This window comes from Streptomyces fagopyri (genome assembly GCF_009498275.1).
Classification (GTDB): Bacteria; Actinomycetota; Actinomycetes; order Streptomycetales; family Streptomycetaceae; genus Streptomyces; species Streptomyces fagopyri.
The window spans coordinates 6203698-6219928 of record NZ_CP045643.1 but is presented as its reverse complement, the minus strand read 5'-3'; the positions used below and the strand labels follow the sequence as shown (position 1 = coordinate 6219928).

At 72.6% G+C, this 16231-nt stretch carries 15 protein-coding genes; 2 read left to right on the top strand and 13 right to left on the bottom strand.

What is annotated here, in order from left to right; translation table 11 throughout:
• Positions 1-261: 261 nt before the first annotated feature.
• Positions 262-1221: a GTPase Era gene (gene era / locus GFH48_RS26775; RefSeq protein WP_194280682.1), complete on the top strand. Its 960-nt coding sequence runs from the start codon at positions 262-264 to the stop codon at positions 1219-1221.
• Between the two features lie 69 nt (positions 1222-1290).
• On the opposite strand, the gene GFH48_RS26770 is transcribed toward era, so the two are convergent.
• The 6 genes from GFH48_RS26770 to GFH48_RS26745 form a co-directional block, all read right to left on the bottom strand.
• Positions 1291-1644 (bottom strand): cytidine deaminase, encoded by a 354-nt coding sequence (locus GFH48_RS26770; protein ID WP_153290691.1) that lies wholly within the window; start codon positions 1642-1644, stop codon positions 1291-1293.
• 123 nt (positions 1645-1767) lie between these two features.
• Positions 1768-2127 carry an MmcQ/YjbR family DNA-binding protein gene (locus GFH48_RS26765; RefSeq protein ID WP_153290690.1) on the bottom strand — a complete coding sequence of 120 codons (360 nt, stop codon included), beginning with the start codon at positions 2125-2127 and terminating at the stop codon, positions 1768-1770.
• Positions 2124-3428, bottom strand: a complete 1305-nt coding sequence (locus GFH48_RS26760) for a hemolysin family protein (RefSeq protein WP_153290689.1) — start codon at positions 3426-3428, stop codon at positions 2124-2126. Before GFH48_RS26760 ends, GFH48_RS26765 begins: the two co-directional genes overlap by 4 nt.
• Positions 3425-3922: an rRNA maturation RNase YbeY gene (gene ybeY, locus GFH48_RS26755; RefSeq protein WP_153290688.1), complete on the bottom strand. Its 498-nt coding sequence runs from the start codon at positions 3920-3922 to the stop codon at positions 3425-3427. Before ybeY ends, GFH48_RS26760 begins: the two co-directional genes overlap by 4 nt.
• A gap of 12 nt (positions 3923-3934) precedes the next feature.
• Entirely contained in the window at positions 3935-5002 is a 1068-nt protein-coding gene (locus GFH48_RS26750) for a PhoH family protein (protein ID WP_153290687.1), read from the bottom strand.
• 152 nt (positions 5003-5154) lie between these two features.
• Positions 5155-6264, bottom strand: coding sequence for a carbohydrate kinase family protein (locus GFH48_RS26745; RefSeq protein WP_153290686.1), 1110 nt, complete (start codon positions 6262-6264; stop codon positions 5155-5157).
• 302 nt (positions 6265-6566) lie between these two features.
• Between GFH48_RS26745 and GFH48_RS26740 the strand changes: the two genes are divergently transcribed.
• Positions 6567-7808: an MFS transporter gene (locus GFH48_RS26740; RefSeq protein ID WP_153290685.1), complete on the top strand. Its 1242-nt coding sequence runs from the start codon at positions 6567-6569 to the stop codon at positions 7806-7808.
• Between the two features lie 329 nt (positions 7809-8137).
• Here the strand turns inward: GFH48_RS26740 and GFH48_RS26735 are convergent, their stop codons facing one another.
• From GFH48_RS26735 to GFH48_RS26705, 7 genes are all read right to left on the bottom strand, one after another.
• Positions 8138-9130 (bottom strand): adenosine deaminase, encoded by a 993-nt coding sequence (locus GFH48_RS26735; RefSeq protein ID WP_153290684.1) that lies wholly within the window; start codon positions 9128-9130, stop codon positions 8138-8140.
• A gap of 20 nt (positions 9131-9150) precedes the next feature.
• On the bottom strand, positions 9151-10056 hold the full coding sequence (locus tag GFH48_RS26730) for a ribonuclease Z (protein WP_153290683.1): 906 nt from the start codon (positions 10054-10056) through the stop codon (positions 9151-9153).
• 6 nt (positions 10057-10062) lie between these two features.
• Complete coding sequence (locus GFH48_RS26725; RefSeq protein ID WP_153290682.1) at positions 10063-10416, bottom strand: histidine triad nucleotide-binding protein; 354 nt, start codon at positions 10414-10416, stop codon at positions 10063-10065.
• A gap of 129 nt (positions 10417-10545) precedes the next feature.
• Positions 10546-13776 (bottom strand): S41 family peptidase, encoded by a 3231-nt coding sequence (locus GFH48_RS26720; RefSeq protein WP_153290681.1) that lies wholly within the window; start codon positions 13774-13776, stop codon positions 10546-10548.
• Positions 13777-13861: 85 nt separating this feature from the next.
• Entirely contained in the window at positions 13862-14254 is a 393-nt protein-coding gene (locus tag GFH48_RS26715) for a VOC family protein (RefSeq protein WP_153290680.1), read from the bottom strand.
• A 22-nt stretch (positions 14255-14276) separates the two neighbouring features.
• Complete coding sequence (locus GFH48_RS26710) at positions 14277-15026, bottom strand: 16S rRNA (uracil(1498)-N(3))-methyltransferase (RefSeq protein ID WP_153290679.1); 750 nt, start codon at positions 15024-15026, stop codon at positions 14277-14279.
• Entirely contained in the window at positions 15023-16111 is a 1089-nt protein-coding gene (locus tag GFH48_RS26705; RefSeq protein ID WP_153290678.1) for a nitronate monooxygenase, read from the bottom strand. Before GFH48_RS26705 ends, GFH48_RS26710 begins: the two co-directional genes overlap by 4 nt.
• Positions 16112-16231: the final 120 nt, after the last annotated feature.

Below are 16231 nucleotides of genomic sequence, written 5' to 3'. Positions count from 1 at the left end.
CCTGGGTCCTGGCCTTCTGCGCGGTGGGAGGGACGACGGGACCGGGGTCCCGGGCGTGGCCCGGGACCCCGTGATCGTAAGCCGTCACGGCGTGCGCCGCGGGGCGGAGGCCGGTGTGTTCACGCACCCGGTCCGCCCGGCGTCCGACGCCCCCGCCGGGGCGCGCGGGAGCGCCGGTTCGTGGTGCGTGGGGGCTTGCGGAACCTCACGGCGGGCGCCGGAGGCGCACGGCGTGCGGCAGGTGCCCGTGGATCAGGGAGAATGGGCGCCATGAGCGTTCGTAGTCAGTCATCCGAGCCGTCCGAGGCCACCCATCGCGCCGGTTTCGCCTGTTTCGTGGGCCGTCCCAACGCGGGCAAGTCCACTCTCACGAATGCTCTGGTCGGCCAGAAGGTGGCGATCACCGCGAACCAGCCGCAGACCACGCGGCACACGGTACGGGGCATCGTGCACCGCCCCGACGCCCAGCTGATCCTGGTCGACACCCCCGGTCTGCACAAGCCGCGCACCCTGCTGGGCGAGCGCCTCAACGACGTCGTGCGCACGACGTGGGCCGAGGTGGACGTCATCGGCTTCTGCCTGCCCGCGAACGAGAAGCTCGGCCCGGGGGATCGTTTCATCGCGAAGGAGCTGGCGTCGATCAAGAAGACGCCGAAGATCGCGATCGTCACCAAGACCGACCTCGTGGACAGCAAGACACTCGCCGAACAGCTCATCGCGATCGACCAGCTCGGTCAGGAGCTGGGGTTCGAGTGGGCCGAGATCGTGCCGGTGTCGGCGGTCGCCGACCAGCAGGTGAGTCTGCTGGCCGACCTGATCGTCCCGCTCCTTCCCGAGGGACCCGCCCTGTACCCAGAGGGCGACCTGACCGACGAGCCCGAGCAGGTCATGGTCGCGGAACTGATCCGTGAGGCGGCGCTGGAAGGCGTACGCGACGAACTGCCGCACTCCATCGCCGTCGTCGTCGAGGAGATGCTCCCGCGCGAGGACCGGCCCGCCGACAGACCGCTCCTGGACATCCACGCCTTCGTCTACATCGAGCGTCCCAGCCAGAAGGGCATCATCATCGGCCCCAAGGGCAAGCGCCTGAAGGAGGTCGGGATCAAGTCCCGCAAGCAGATCGAGGCGTTGCTGGGCACACCGGTCTTCCTCGACCTCCACGTGAAGGTCGCCAAGGACTGGCAGCGCGACCCCCGCCAACTCCGCAAACTGGGCTTCTGACCCACCCGCACCCGGGGAACACACCCCGGGGCGCGGGGCGCGGCCCCGTCCCGCCGGGAGGGGGCCGGTCTAACCGGCGGACGTCACCGCCCGCACGACCCCGTCCGCTCCCGCCAGCAGCACCGGCGTACCCGCCCCGCCGAGGTCGCGTACGGCCGCCCGGTCCTCGTCCGACACCGCCTCCGCCCCGGAGACCACCGCGGCCGCCTCCAGGGACGTCGCTCCGGATGCCACCGCCATGGCCACCGCCGTCCGCAGGGCACTCAGCCGCAACGAGGGCAGCTCCACGGTGCCGGCGACGTAGGTACGGCCCGTGTCGTCCCGGACGGCCGCCCCCTCGGGCACCCCGTTGCGGGCCCGCGCGGAGCGGGCCAGGGTGACGATCTTGCGGTCCTCGGGGTCGAGCGCGCTGCTGTCGGTCATGCACCGAGCATACGAAGCGCCGCCCGTGGCCCGCGCGGCGGTCCACACCCATCGGTCCCCGCCGTCCCGCCACTCGCCCCGGATCCGGTCGTGGCCCACGCGACGGGAGTGCGCCGCGACCGCTCAGGGCCGGTCGAGCCGCAGCCGCTCGGCCTTCGGCAGACCGGCGACGACGAGGTCGTACGAGTCCTCGACCAGCTCCCGGACCAGGCGGTCGGGGAGTTCACCGTCGGCCGTGACCGTGTTCCAGTGACGCTTGTTCATGTGGTAGCCGGGGATGATCAGACCGGGGTACTCGCCGCGCAGCCGGATCGCGTCCTCCGGGGCGCACTTGAGGTTGACCGTCAGCGGGCGCGCGTCCAGGCTCGAGAGCGCGAAGAGCTTGCCCAGCACCTTGAAGACCGAGGTCTCCGGGGTGAAGGGGAACTCCTCGACGGCCGCGTTGAAGGAGAGGCAGAACGCGCGCAGTTGCTGCGGGGTCATTCCGGTTTCTCCCCCTCGCCGGGCTCCGCGGCGGGGGCCGGTTCGACGAGCACGGTGACGATCTTGTTCCGGCGTCCGGCCGCGGTCTCCGCCGTCAGCCGCAGCTCCCGCCTGTCGGGCAGCTCGACCACCGAGGAGGCACCGGCGATCGGGACCCGGCCGAGCGCCTTGGCGAGCAGTCCGCCGACCGTCTCCACGTCCTCGTCGTCGTACGCCTCGAAGCCGTACAGCTCGCCGAGGTCTCCGATGTCGAGGCGCGCGGTCACCCGGTAGCGGTCGTCGCCGAGCTCCTGGACCGGCGGCAGTTCACGGTCGTACTCGTCGGTGATCTCGCCGACGATCTCCTCCAGGATGTCCTCGATGGTGACGATGCCGGCCGTCCCGCCGTACTCGTCGATGACGACGGCGACGTGATTGCGCTCCTGCTGCATCTCGCGCAGCAGATCACCCGCGTTCTTGGTGTCGGGCACGAAGGTGGCGGGCCGCATGGCCGTCGACACCAGCTCGGACTCCGCGTCGCGGCTGATGTGCGTCTTGCGGGCCAGGTCCTTCAGGTACACGACGCCGACGATGTCGTCCTCGCTCTCCCCGGTGACGGGAATGCGGGAGAAGCCGGAGCGCAGGGCCAGGGTGAGCGCCTGCCGGATGGTCTTGTGGCGCTCGATGACGACGAGGTCGGTGCGCGGCACCATGACCTCGCGGACGAGGGTGTCGCCGAGCTCGAAGACCGAGTGCACCATGCGGCGCTCCTCGTCCTCGATCAGCGACTCCTTCTCGGCGAGGTCGACGAGCGCGCGCAGCTCGGCCTCGGAGGCGAAGGGGCCGCGCCGGAAGCCCTTGCCGGGTGTCAGCGCGTTGCCGATGAGGATGAGCAGCGACGGGATCGGGCCCATGATCCGCGCGAGCGGCAGCAGGACGTACGAGGCGGCGGTCGCCGTGTTCAACGGGTGCTGACGGCCGATGGTGCGCGGGGAGACGCCGACGGCGACGTACGAGACCAGGACCATGACCCCGAGGGCGACCCCGAGGGCCTGCCAGGTCTTGTCGAACTCCTGGAGGCAGGCGTACGTGACGAGCGCCGCGGCGGCCATCTCGCAGGCCACGCGGACGAGCAGTGCGACGTTGAGATAGCGGGTCGGGTCGGCGGCGACCTGCGCGAGGTTGGCGCTGCCCCGCCGGCCGCTGCGTACCGCCTCCTCGGCGCGGAAGCTGGAGACGCGCGCGAGGCCCGCCTCCGCACAGGCGGCGAGCCAGGCGACGACGACCAGCAGGACGGCGCCGAGGACGAGTTGAGGACTCATGACACGGTCGGGGCCGGTGAGGGGCCCGTCATGCCCTTCTCCGCGCGCCAGCCGTCCACGATGGCCGCCTGGAGACCGAACATCTCGGCCTTCTCGTCGGGCTCCTCGTGGTCGTAGCCGAGCAGGTGCAGCACTCCGTGGACGGTGAGGAGCTGGAGCTCCTCGTCCATGGAGTGCTGCGTCGGCGCGTCCTTGCCCTGCCGCTCGGCGACCTCCGGGCACAGCACGATGTCGCCGAGCAGGCCCTGCGGCGGCTCTTCGTCGTCCTTGGACGGCGGGCGCAGCTCGTCCATGGGGAAGGACATGACGTCCGTGGGACCCGGTAGGTCCATCCACTGGATGTGGAGCTGCTCCATGGCGTCGGCGTCCACGACGATCACCGAGAGCTCGGAGAGCGGGTGGATGCGCATCCGTGCGAGCGCGTAGCGGGCGATGTCGAGGATCGCCTGCTCGTCGACCTCGGTTCCGGACTCGTTGTTGACGTCGATCGACATGCTGGTGCTGGTCTACTTCCCCTTGTGTCCGGCGTTGCCGCGGCCCTTGCGGGAGCCGTTCTCGGTGCCGTTCTCGCTGTCGTACTTCTCGTACGCGTCGACGATACGGCCGACCAGCTTGTGCCGGACGACATCGTGGGACGTGAGCCGTGAGAAGTGCACGTCGTCGAGGCCCTCCAGGATGTCCTGGACCTGACGCAGGCCCGACTGTGTCCCGTTCGGCAGGTCGACCTGCGTCACGTCACCCGTGATCACGATCTTCGATTCGAAGCCGAGGCGGGTGAGGAACATCTTCATCTGCTCGGCGCTGGTGTTCTGGGCCTCGTCCAGGATGATGAAGGCGTCATTGAGCGTACGCCCGCGCATGTACGCCAGGGGCGCGACCTCGATCGTCCCGGCGGCCATCAGCCGGGGGATCGAGTCCGGGTCGAGCATGTCGTGCAGCGCGTCGTACAGCGGGCGCAGGTAGGGGTCGATCTTCTCGTAGAGCGTGCCGGGCAGGAAGCCGAGGCGCTCGCCCGCCTCCACCGCCGGGCGGGTCAGGATGATGCGGTTGACCTGCTTGGACTGGAGCGCCTGCACGGCCTTCGCCATCGCGAGGTAGGTCTTGCCGGTGCCGGCGGGGCCGATGCCGAAGACGATGGTGTGCTTGTCGATGGCGTCGACGTACCGCTTCTGGTTGAGCGTCTTGGGTCGGATGGTGCGGCCGCGCGAGGACAGGATGTTCTGTGTGAGCACTTCGGCGGGGGTCTCCTCGCCGTCGCCCTCCCCGTTCTCGCTCGCCCTGAGCATGGCGATCGAGCGTTCCACTGCGTCCTCCGTCATGGGCTGCCCCGTGCGGAGCACCAGCATCATCTCGTCGAACAGGCGCTGGACGAGAGCGACTTCACCGGCGTCGCCGACCGCACTGATCTCGTTGCCCCGGACGTGGATGTCGGCCGCCGGGAAGGCCTTCTCGATCACGCGCAACAGTGCGTCTCCGGAACCCAGAACAGTCACCATGGGGTGCTTGGCCGGGACGGTGAAGTGCGCGCGCGCCTGCCCCTGAGCGGGGCCGTGAGCTGTGGGTGTCTGAGTCATGGGCCGGCTCTGTAGGCCTGCTTTTCCTCCTTGATCGGCACGCTTGCCACGGGGGCAGCCTTGCGACTCCAAGCGTACGTCTCCGCACTGACAGAGCCGTAGGGCTTTTCGTCACCTGTCCCCGCGGCCTCGCCCTTTCTCGCGGGGCCGGTTCACACCGACCGGCCGAACCCGATGGTCGGCACCGCCCGCCGCAGCGGCCACGGCCGTGTCACCTCGGGCAGCAGTCCCTCCAGGAAGGCGTACCGGCGCAGTGCGGCCGGGTCCTGGTCGTCGACGGACTGGACGCGGCGCCACCAGGCCGCGATCTCGGACCAGCCGGGGGCGGAGAGGGAGCCGCCGAACTCCTGGACGGAGAGGGCGGCGGTGAGGCCGGCGAAGGCGAGGCGGTCGGCGAGCGGCCAGTCGGCGAGGGTGCCCATCACGAAGCCGGCGACGAAGACGTCCCCGGCACCGGTGGGGTCGAGGGCCTCGACGTCGATGGCCGGAACCGCGGCGGTCTCGCCGGTGCGGCCGTCCACGGCGTAGGCGCCCTCGGAACCGAGGGTGACGACGGCCAGCGGTACGTGCTCGGTCAGCGCGTGCGCCGCGGCCCGCGGGCAGCGCGCGCCGGTGTAGCGCATCGCCTCCTGGGCGTTGGGCAGGAACGCCTCGCAGTGTTCGAGGTCGGCGAGGCCCGCCAGGTCCCAGCGGCCGGTGTCGTCCCAGCCGACGTCCGCGAAGATCCGGGTGCCCGCGCGCGCGGACTCGGCGATCCACTGCGCGCGTGTGCCGGGGGTCAGGGAGGCCACGGCGGCACGCGCGCGCGGGGCGTGTTCCGGGGCGGTCTCCACCGGTGGCGGCTCGTGCCCGTGGCTGACCATCGTCCGCTCCCCCTCGTAGGCCATCGACACGGTGACCGGTGAGTGCCAGCCGGAGACGGTGCGCGACGGGGAGAGGTCGATGCCCTCGCCCTGCTCCAGGGCGTCCCAGCAGTACTCGCCGTAGTGGTCGTCCCCGAAGGCCGCGGCCAGGGAGGTCTTCAGGCCGAGCCGGGCCAGCGCCGTCGCCATGTTCGCCACGCCGCCGGGGCTCGACCCCATGCCGCGCGCCCAGGACTCCGTCCCGCGGACCGGGGCGGAGTCGAGCCCGGTGAAGACGATGTCGAGGAAGACGGTGCCGGTGAGGTAGACGTCCCAGGGCGGATCCTGGGGGGTGCGCAGACCGGCGAGCGGGTCGACGTGGGCCTGGCAGTACGGTCGCTCTCCGTTGGACGGGATCACGGTGCGCTCCCTGAGGTGGTGCGGATTCAGGCCAGTGTGCACCAATTGGCGCCCGGGACGGTGTGGATCCCCGCGGAGCCGTCCGTCGCGTATCGAGCCCTTCGGACGAGCGGGCCGGGGCGACGAAAAGTCTCGTGTTTACCCTGCCTTCACCACACCAAACGGAACGTGATTCAGATCACCCCGCCCTGTCTGTTTCCCGCCCGGGCCCGCTTGATACAAATTGCCCGCGCGTTCCTGTCCGTCGACAGCCGCCCAACCCCCCTCATCGAGCCGTCATTCCGCATGCCCTGGGAACGCCCGTGTCCGCCCGCACCACCACGTCCTGGCCCTTCGTCGCCCTTTTCACGGCCGGGTACCTCGCCCCGTACCTCCTGCCGACCACCGTCGGCCGGCTGAACGCGGGTCTCCCCCTCTCCGCCACCGAGGCCGGCTGCGTCGGCAGCGTCCTGCTGCTGAGTTCGGCGACGGCGGGTTTCCTGCTCGCCTCCCGCGTCGACCGCTTCGGCCCGCGCCGGCTGGCCCGCGCCGGGCTGCTGCTCGCCGTCCTCGGCTACGGCACCGCCGCTCTCACCACCACCGTCGCGCCGGTCGTGGCCGGGGCGGTCGTCGGCGGCCTCGGCTCCGGCACGATCACCACCGTCGCGGCCACCGGGATCGCCGCCCAGCGCGATCCCCACCGCACCACCACGCTCGGTCTGCTCGGCGTCTCCGCCCTCGCGGGCACGTTGTACCTGACCATCCCGCACCTGGGCCCGGGTCACGGCCAGCCGCTCGCCGCGATCGCCGTCACCGCGCTGCTCGTCCTGCCCTCGACCCGGCGGCTGCCCACCCGCACGGCCACCGCGCGGACCCTGCGCGCCGGCACCCCGCTTCCGCATCTTCGCGCCGGGGTCGTGCTCGCCGCCGCCATGCTCTGCTGGTCCCTCGCCCAGAACTCCCTGTGGGGCGTCAGCGGGCGCATCGGCCTGACCCAGGCGGGGCTGAACGAGGTCACCGTCGGCGCGGTGTTCGCCGCGGCGCTCGGCGCCGGGCTGCTGGGGGTGATCGGGGCGGGCGCGCTCGGCCCGCGTCTCGGCCGCGCGCTGCCCATCGGTGCGGGCACCGCGCTGATCGCGGGGTGTATCGCGCTCAGCGCGGCCGCCGACGACCTGCCGTCCTTCGCGACCGGCGAGATCGCCTGGAACACGCTGTACCCGGTCGTCCTGTCCTACGTCATCGGGCTCGCCGCGTCCCTGGACCAGCGCGGGCGATGGGCGGTCCTGGTGGGCTCCGCCTCCTCGCTCGGCACGGCCTGCGGGCCGCTCACGGGCAGTCTGCTCTCCGCCCGGACGGGCTACCCGGCGATGGGCGTGATCCTGGCGCTCGGCCTGCTCCTGCTCACCGTCCCGATGACGGCGGTGGCCCTGCGCACCCGGCGCGGCACGCCGCGGGAACACCCGGTGGTCGAGATCCCGCTGGAGACGGCCGCGGCCCGGCGGGCGGCGTACGGCACGGTGGGCCCCCGGCAGACCGCCGCCGCGTCGGGCCCCGGCCCGCTCTAGCCCCGGCTCCGCCCCGATCCGCCCTGCGCCCGCACCGCACGGGGCGCCTCCGCTCCGGTCAGGGGCCGCCTCCGGACCGGCCGGGCCGCCCTCCGGACCGGAGCACCCGACCTCGGAGGGACCGGACCGGGGAGCGGGCCACCGACCGAACCGGGGTCGGGCCGGAGTCCGGACCAAGGACCGGGCCGGAGTCCGAGCCAGGGACCGGACCAGGGTCGGGCCGGCGACCGGACCGGGGTCCGGCCGGAGTCGTGGGCTCTCCCCCGCCGTCCGGAGCGGTTCAGCGGCCGGTTGGAGGGCAGGCCCCGGTGGCACCCCCGGGCGCGGTTCTATCCGAACTCGTACGCCTCGACCTCGGCGAGGTAGCGCGCCCGCCGCTCCTCGTCGTGGTCGAGGAAGGACGCCTCGAACGAGTTGCGCGCGAGGTCCCGCATGCGTTCGCGGTCCAGCCCGAGCGCCTCGCGCACCGCGTGGAAGGTGTCACCGACGTACCCCCCGAAGTAGGCGGGGTCGTCGGAGTTGACGGTGCACAGGAGCCCGGCCTCCAGCATGGCGGGCAGCGGGTGGTCCTCCAGGACGTCCACGGCGCGCAGCCGTACGTTCGACAGCGGGCAGAGTGTCAGCGGCACCCGCTCCCGGACCAGCCGCTCGACCAGCTCGGGGTCCTCCATGCAGCGCAGCCCGTGGTCGACGCGTTCGACGCCGAGGACGTCCAGCGCCTCGGTGATGTACGCGGGCGGCCCCTCCTCGCCCGCGTGCGCGACGCGTCGCAGCCCGAGGGCGGCTGCCGCCTCGTACACCTCGCGGAACTTGGCCGGCGGGTGGCCGACCTCCGCCGAGTCGAGGCCGATGCCGACGATCCGGTCGAGGTAGGGCCTCGCGGCCTCCAGCGTCTCCATCGCCGACTCGGCGGACTCGTCACGCAGGAAACACATGATCAGCTGGGTGGAGACGCCGTGCGTGCGCTCGCTGCGGGAGAGCGCGCGGGACAGCCCCTCGACGACCGTCCCCATCCCGACACCGCGCGCCAGGTGGGCCTGCGGGTCGAAGAAGATCTCCGCGTGCCGCACGCCCTGCGCGGCGGCCCGCGTCAGATAGGCGTCGGCGAGGTCGGCGAAGTCCTGTTCGGTCCGCAGGACGGCCATCAGCTCGTAGTACAGGTTCAGGAACGACTGGAGGTCGTCGAAGAGATACGCCTTGCGCAGCTCCTCGGTGTCCGCGTACGGCAGCGTCACGCCGTTGCGCGCGGCGAGCTCGAAGGCGAGTTCGGGCTCCAGGGTGCCTTCGACATGGAGGTGCAGTTCAGCTTTGGGGAGGGGCATCAAAGCATGGTACGGGCGTTTTATGAGCGCTTGGGAACCGGCACCCGGATCAGGTCGTGCGCCACGGTCAGCTCCCCGTCGAACCCGGCGGCCCGCGCCTGCCGCTCGAACTCGGCGGGATCGGCGTACCGCTGGCTGAAGTGTGTGAGCACCAGATGCCGTACACCCGCGTCGCGTGCCACCCGGGCGGCCTGACCGGCGGTCAGATGCCCGTGGTCGGAGGCGAGTCGCTCGTCCTCGTCCAGGAACGTCGACTCGATGACGAGCAGGTCGCAGCCTTCGGCGAGGGCGTTCACCCCCTCGCACAGCCGGGTGTCCATGACGAACGCGAACCGCTGGCCGCGCCGCACCTCGCTGACGTCGTCCAGGCGGACTCCGCCCAGCGCACCCTCGCGCTGGATCCGCCCGACGTCGGGCCCCTTGATGCCGTGCGCGGCCAGCCGCTCCGGCAGTATCCGCCGCCCGTCCGGCTCGACCAGCCGGTATCCGAAGGACTCCACCGGGTGGGAGAGCCTGCGGGCCTCCAGGGTGTAGGAGCCGGTGACGGCGAGCACGCCGTCCGCGTCGACCGGCGCCTCGGTGAGCGCGACGGTCTCGCGGTACGCGGTGGCGTACCGCAGCCGTTCGAAGAAGTGCCGGCCGGAGCGGGGGTAGTGCGCGGTGACCTCGTGCGGCACGCGGTCGAGGTTGATGCGCTGGATCACGCCGGCGAGCCCGAGCGAGTGGTCGCCGTGGAAGTGCGTGACGCAGATCCGGTGCAGGTCGTGCGCGGCGACCCCGGCCCTCAGCATCTGCCGCTGGGTGCCCTCGCCGGGGTCGAAGAGCAGCCCCTCCCCGTCCCAGCGCAGCAGGTAGCCGTTGTGGTTGCGGTGCCGGGTCGGGACCTGGCTGGCGGTGCCGAGGACGACCAGTTCACGTACGGACAAGGCCGGTCAGCCGGGGGGCCACTGCATGCCGCGGCCACCGAGGAGGTGCGCGTGCGCGTGGAAGACGGTCTGTCCCGCACCGCTGCCGGTGTTGAACACGATCCGGTAGCTGTCGAGCTTCTCCTCGCCCGCGATCTCACCGGCCTCGCGCAGGACGTCCGCCGCGGTCCCGGGCTCGGCGGCGGCCAGCGAGGCCGCGTCCGGGTGGTGCGCCTTGGGGATGACCAGGATGTGGGTGGGCGCCTGCGGGTTCATGTCGCGGAAGGCGAGGGTCGTCCCGCTCTCCCGGACGACGGTCGCCGGGATCCGTCCCGCGACGATCTTGCAGAACAGACAGTCGTCCTGCGGTTCTCCCGTCATGCGTGTCCCTCCTCGTGCCGGCCGGTCCCTGGGTCCCGGGCGGCGTCGTTCCCCGCGTCCCGCACGGCGCCGGCCACCACACCGTGCACGGCGTCGATCATTACGCCGTGCATGCTATCGGCACTCCCGTCAGCGCGACTCCGGCAGTGACGGCGGGGTCTTCGCCGGGTTCTCCTCCAGGGCCGCGAGCGCGATCCGGATCGCCTCGTCCAACTGGACGTCGCGGCCCGCGGCGTGGTCCTGCGGGGCCTGGACGACCTCGACGTCCGGGTCGACGCCGTGGTTCTCCACGCCCCATCCCTGCCCCTCCAGCCAGAACGCGTACTTGGGCTGGGTGACGAGCGTGCCGTCGACGAGCCGGTAGCGGCTGTCGATGCCGATCACCCCGCCCCAGGTGCGCGTGCCGACCACCGGACCGATCCCGAGCGCCTTGACCGCCGCGTTGACGATGTCCCCGTCCGACCCGGAGAACTCGTTGGCCACGGCGACGACCGGGCCGCGCGGCGCGTCCTCCGGATAGCTGTACGGGCGCATCCCGCGCGGCAGGTCCCAGCCGACGATCCGCCGCGCGAGCTTCTCGACGACCAGTTGGGAGGTGTGGCCGCCGCGGTTCTCCCGCACGTCCACGACCAGCCCCTCCCGGGCCACCTCGATCCGCAGGTCCCGGTGGAGCTGGGCCCACCCGGAGCCGACCATGTCCGGTACGTGCAGATACCCCAGGCGGCCCCCGGAGCGTTCGTGGACGTACGCCCGCCGGTCCGCGACCCACGCGTGGTAGCGCAGCGCCTCCTCGTCGGCGAGCGGGACGACCACCGCGTGCCGGGGATCACCGCCGCCGGACGGGGAGACCGTCAGCTCGACCGGCTTGCCCGCCGTGCCCACCAGCAGCGGCCCGGGACCGGTCACCGGGTCCACCGGCTGCCCGCCGACCTGGACGATCGCGTCCCCGGCCCGCACCGCGACGCCGGGGGCGGCGAGCGGTGCCCGCGCGTCGGGGTCGGAGGTCTCCGAGGGGAGGATCCGGTCGATGCGCCAACTGCCGTCCTCGTGACGGGAGATGTCCGCCCCGAGCAGTCCCTGCGCCCGGTCGCCGCCGCCCCAGCCGCCGCGCGGGCTCACATACGCGTGGGAGGTGCCCAGCTCGCCCTGCACCTCCCAGAGGAGGTCCACCAGGTCGTCGTGGGTGGCGATCCGGTCGAGGACCGGCCGGTAGCGGTCGAGTACGCCCTCCCAGTCGGTCCCGCCCAGATCGGGCCGCCAGAAGTTGTCCCGCATGAGGCGGCCCGTCTCGTCGTACATCTGGCGCCACTCGGCGGCCGGGTCGACGGTGTGGCGGATCCGCGAGAGGTCGACGGTGATGTTGGTGTCGCTCTCGTCGTCGTTCGAGGCGCGGCGGTCGCTGGGGACGAGCTTGAGTTTGCCGTCGGTCCACAGCAGGACCCGCTTGCCGTCGCCGGTGACGGCGAAGTGGTCGGCGTCCGCGGCGAGATGCTCGATGCGGTGCTGGGCCAGGTCGTAGCGCTCCAGCTCGGTCTTCGGGTCCGGGTCCTCCGGGGTGGCGCGGGAGGACCCGAGCACCCCGCGGACCGGGTGGCGCAGCCACAGCAGTCCGTCCTTGGCGGCCCGCAGCGTCGAGTAGCGGGCCGCCTCGACGGGGAAGGGGACGATCCGGTCACCGAGTCCTTCGAGGTCGATCCGGGTGGCGGGGGTGCCCTCGCTGTCGGGTGTCTCGGCCCCGCGGCCCTCGGGGGTCTCGAAGGCGCGGCCGTGCCGCTGCGGTCCGAAGGGGGACGGGGTGGTCGCGGCCAGCGTGATCAGGTGCGGGCGGGACCCGCCCACGAACGCGAGGTCGAAGACGTGTTCGTCGTAGACCGGGTCGAAGGAACGCGCGGAGAGGAAGGCGAGGTGCTTGCCGTCGAGGGTGAACGCGGGCGCGTAGTCACGGAAGCGCAGCGGCGTCGCCTCGGTGACCGACAGGTCCGCGGTGTTCGCCAGTTTCAGCTGGCGCAGCGGACGCGGGCCGGGGTGCGACCAGGCGAGCCACGCGGAGTCCGGCGAGAAGACCAGCCCGCTGACGTCGCCGTCCGCGCTGCGGTCGACCTCGCGCACCTCCCCGGTCTCCCGCTCGACGAGCAGCACCCGCCCGTCGTGCGAGGCGACGGCGGCGCGGCTGCCGTCCGGGGCCATCGCGAGCCCGAGGACACGGCCGAGCTGCCCGGCGGCGAGCCGGCGCGGGGTCGCTCCGGGGGCGGTCCCGGTCGCCGGGGCGAACTCCAGCGCGTCGTCGCCGGCCGCGTCGGTCACCCACACCACGTACTCCTCGCCGTCCACCCGGAAGGTGCGCGGCAGCCGGGCGCGTACGCCGGGCCGGGCGGCGAGCGCGCGGGCCGGACCGGAGCGGTGGGTGACCCAGTGGACGGCGCCGCGCACGGAGACCGCGCTGCCGCGTCCGGTGTGGTCGGGCGCGGCGGCCGAGAACCAGCGGGACGCGCTGACGGGGTACGGCTGCTGGTCGACGCGCTGGCCGCCGAGCCTGATGTCGAGCCGGCGCGGCTCGGCGCCGTCCAGGTCGTCGAGCAGCCACAGTTCACCGGCGGACGCGTAGACGACCCGGGTGCCGTCGGTCGCCGCGTGCCGGGCGTAGAAGGTGTCGAGGGGGGTGTGCCGGCGCAGGTCGGAGCCGTCGGCGAGGGAGGAGTAGAGGGCCCCGACTCCTTCGTGGTCGGAGAGGAACGCGAGCCGGTCCCCCGCCCACAGGGGGTATTCGAGGTTCCCGTCCAGCTCCTCGTGCAGGCGTACGAACTCTCCGTCGCCCTCGCGGTCGATCCACAGCTTGCCCGCCGTGCCGCCGCGGTACCGCTTCCACCAGGCGGCCTCGCGTCCCATCGGGGCGGAGAGCAGCAGGACGCCCGGCCCGCCGTACGCGACATCGCCGACCGGACCGTGGGGGAGGGTGGTGGCGGGACCGCCGTCGAGCGGGACGGCCCTCGCCCAGCTGCGCCGCAGGCTCGCCTGGCCCTGGGTGCTCAGGGCGAGCACCCGTCCGTCCGGGGTCCAGCCGCGCACCTGGGTCCGCGCGCTCCCCCAGTACGTCAGCCGTCTGGACGCTCCGCCCTCCAGCGGGGCCACGTGCACCTCGGGCGCCCCGTCCCGGGCGGAGGTCCAGGCGACGTTCTCGCCGTCGGGGGAGATGCGCGGATGGTTCACCGGAACGTTGTCGGCACTGACCCGCCAGGCGCGGCCGCCGCCGTCGAGGGGAGCGACCCAGACGTCGTCCTCGGCGGTGAACGCGACCAGATCGCCGCGCAGATGCGGGAAGCGGAGGTAACCGGACGATACGGACGATGCAGACTCAGTCACCCGATCACCCTATGCAGCGACAGCTCCCCCGGAAAGGGGTTTGGATCACTTGCCCCGGCCTGACCGGGGCCCGCGCGGACCCCGGTCAGTTGCGCAGGAGCAGCCACTCCTGGAGTTCCACGAGGTTGCCCTCCGGGTCCTTGAGATGGGCCACGCGCATGCGGTCGGTCAGCGGAGCGGGCCCGTGGGCGATGACGCCGCCGCGCGAGACGACACCGGCGCAGTAGGCGTCGAGGTCGTCGACGCGCAGGACGACCAGGGAACGGTGGCCCGTCGCCGAATCGCCCACCTCACCGAGGATCTGGGCCATCATCGAGCGGTCCTGGAGCGCGATGCCCGCGGAGCCGGTGGCGGGACTGAACTTCTCGTACGGCCCCCCGGTCGCGCCCGACTGGGGCTTGAGACCGAGGACTTCGGCGTAGAAGCGGTAGCAGGCCGGGAAGTCGGCGACCAGCAGTCGTACCTGGGCGAGTTCCAACGCATCCCCCGTACACGTTCGTTCAGGACCAGCGGCCGGTGCGCCCCAGCAAAAGCGCGGTGGCCGCGGTCCCCGCGGTCGATGTACGCAGCACGCTACGCCCCAGCCGGTACGCCTTCGCACCCGCCTGCGCGAAGAGGTCCAACTCCTCGGGGGAGACGCCTCCTTCGGGGCCCACCACCAGCACGATCGTTCCGGACGAGGGCAGTTCGGCCGTCGCGAGCGGCTCGCTGCCGTACTCCCGGTCCTCGTGCAGCACCGCCGCGAAGTCCGCTTCGGCCAGAAGCGCGGCGACCTGCTTGGTGGTCGCGGCGTCCGCGATCTCCGGGAAGCGCACCCGGCGGGACTGCTTGCCCGCCTCGCGGGCCGTCGCCCGCCATTTCGCGAGCGCCTTCAGACCCCGGTCGCCCCGCCACTGGGTGACGCAGCGCGAGGCGGCCCAGGGGACGATCGCGTCCACCCCGGTCTCGGTCATGGTCTCGACGGCCAGCTCGCCCCGGTCACCCTTGGGCAGGGCCTGGACGACGGTGATACGAGGGGACTCGGGAGGTTCCTCGGCGAAGGACCCGACGCGCACGACCAGCCGGTCCTTGCCCTCGGCGTCGACGACGACGCACTGCGCCCAGCGTCCGGCGCCGTCGGTGAGGACGACGTCCTCGCCCTGCCGCAGCCGCTTCACGGAGACGGCGTGCCGGCCCTCGGGTCCGTCGAGGACGTAGCGTCCCGCGCTGTCCGCGGCGAGGTGGTCGACGACGAACACCGGTGCCGTCATCGGTCCGCACCGCCCGCTTCGCCGGCCGTCGACAACGCTGTCCGTGCCGCGTCCAGCTCGGCGCACAGCACCTCCACCAGCTGTCCCGCGGACAGTTCACGGGCCATCCGGTGTCCCTGCCCTGCCCACAGGGCCATGCCCTGCGCGTCGCCCGCCCTGGCCGCCGCCTTGCGCAGCGGGGAGGTGAGGTGGTGGACCTCGGGGTACGCGGCGGGCGCGTACGGCCCGTGCTCCCGCAGAAAGCGGTTGACCAGGCCGCGCGCGGGGCGGCCGGAGAACGCGCGCGTCAGCTCCGTGCGGACGAAGAGGGGGTTGGTCAGGGACTGCTTGTGCACGGCGTGCGCGCCGGACTCCGGGGTGGCGAGGAACGCGGTGCCGAGCTGCGCCGCGTTCGCGCCCGCGGCGAGCACCGCGGCGATCTGGCTGCCGCGCATGATGCCGCCGGCGGCGACGACCGGGATCTGCACGGTCTCGCGGACCTGGGCGATCAGGGAGAGCAGTCCGATCCCCGTGCCGTCCGTCTCCGGGTTGTCCCGGTGGGTGCCCTGGTGACCGCCGGCCTCCACGCCCTGCACGACGACCGCGGCGGCCCCCGCCCGCTGCACCGCGAGGGCCTCCTCGGCCGTGGTCGCGGTGATCACGGTGAGCGTGCCGACCCGGGCGAAGGAGTCCAGGACGTCTCGGGTGGGGCAGCCGAAGTGGAAGGAGACCACCGGCACCGGGTTGTCGAGGAGGACCGCGAGCTTGGCGTCGTAGCCGTCGTCGCGACCGCTGTCCGGGTCGCCGAGGTCCGTCTCGTACCAGGAGGCCTCACCGGCCAGCTGGTGGGCGTACACCTCGACGCTGGCCGGGTCCGCGTACTCGGCCTGCGGCATGAAGAGGTTGACCCCGAAGGGCCGGCTCGTCAGCCCGCGCAACTGCTTGATCTCCTGGTACATGCCGTCGGCGGTCTTGTAACCGGCGGCGAGGAACCCGAGCCCCCCGGCCTCGGACACGGCGGCCGCGAGGTGCGGGACGGAGACGCCGCCCGCCATGGGGGCCTGCACGATCGGGTGAGGGAAGAGATCGGTCAGTGCGGAGGACATGACGGCATGTTGTCACGTCCTCCGAACAAGTCCGAAATCCGGCCTTCCGCCTGCGGCGGGCCATCGGGAGGGACGGTCCGCGGCGGCTTTTCGGCCTCCGCCGCCCCTGCCCGTCCCGCC

What these genes read in the sequence shown, in the direction of transcription:
- GFH48_RS26705 (WP_153290678.1), bottom strand. Translation starts at nt 16,111, where the DNA reads ATGTCCTCCGCACTGACCGATCTCTTCCCTCACCCGATCGTGCAGGCC.
- era (WP_194280682.1), top strand. Translation starts at nt 262, where the DNA reads ATGGGCGCCATGAGCGTTCGTAGTCAGTCATCCGAGCCGTCCGAGGCC.
- GFH48_RS26765 (WP_153290690.1), bottom strand. Translation starts at nt 2,127, where the DNA reads ATGACCCCGCAGCAACTGCGCGCGTTCTGCCTCTCCTTCAACGCGGCC.
- GFH48_RS26770 (WP_153290691.1), bottom strand. Translation starts at nt 1,644, where the DNA reads ATGACCGACAGCAGCGCGCTCGACCCCGAGGACCGCAAGATCGTCACC.
- GFH48_RS26725 (WP_153290682.1), bottom strand. Translation starts at nt 10,416, where the DNA reads ATGACGGGAGAACCGCAGGACGACTGTCTGTTCTGCAAGATCGTCGCG.
- ybeY (WP_153290688.1), bottom strand. Translation starts at nt 3,922, where the DNA reads ATGTCGATCGACGTCAACAACGAGTCCGGAACCGAGGTCGACGAGCAG.
- GFH48_RS26760 (WP_153290689.1), bottom strand. Translation starts at nt 3,428, where the DNA reads ATGAGTCCTCAACTCGTCCTCGGCGCCGTCCTGCTGGTCGTCGTCGCC.
- GFH48_RS26710 (WP_153290679.1), bottom strand. Translation starts at nt 15,026, where the DNA reads ATGACGGCACCGGTGTTCGTCGTCGACCACCTCGCCGCGGACAGCGCG.
- GFH48_RS26750 (WP_153290687.1), bottom strand. Translation starts at nt 5,002, where the DNA reads ATGACTCAGACACCCACAGCTCACGGCCCCGCTCAGGGGCAGGCGCGC.
- GFH48_RS26735 (WP_153290684.1), bottom strand. Translation starts at nt 9,130, where the DNA reads ATGCCCCTCCCCAAAGCTGAACTGCACCTCCATGTCGAAGGCACCCTG.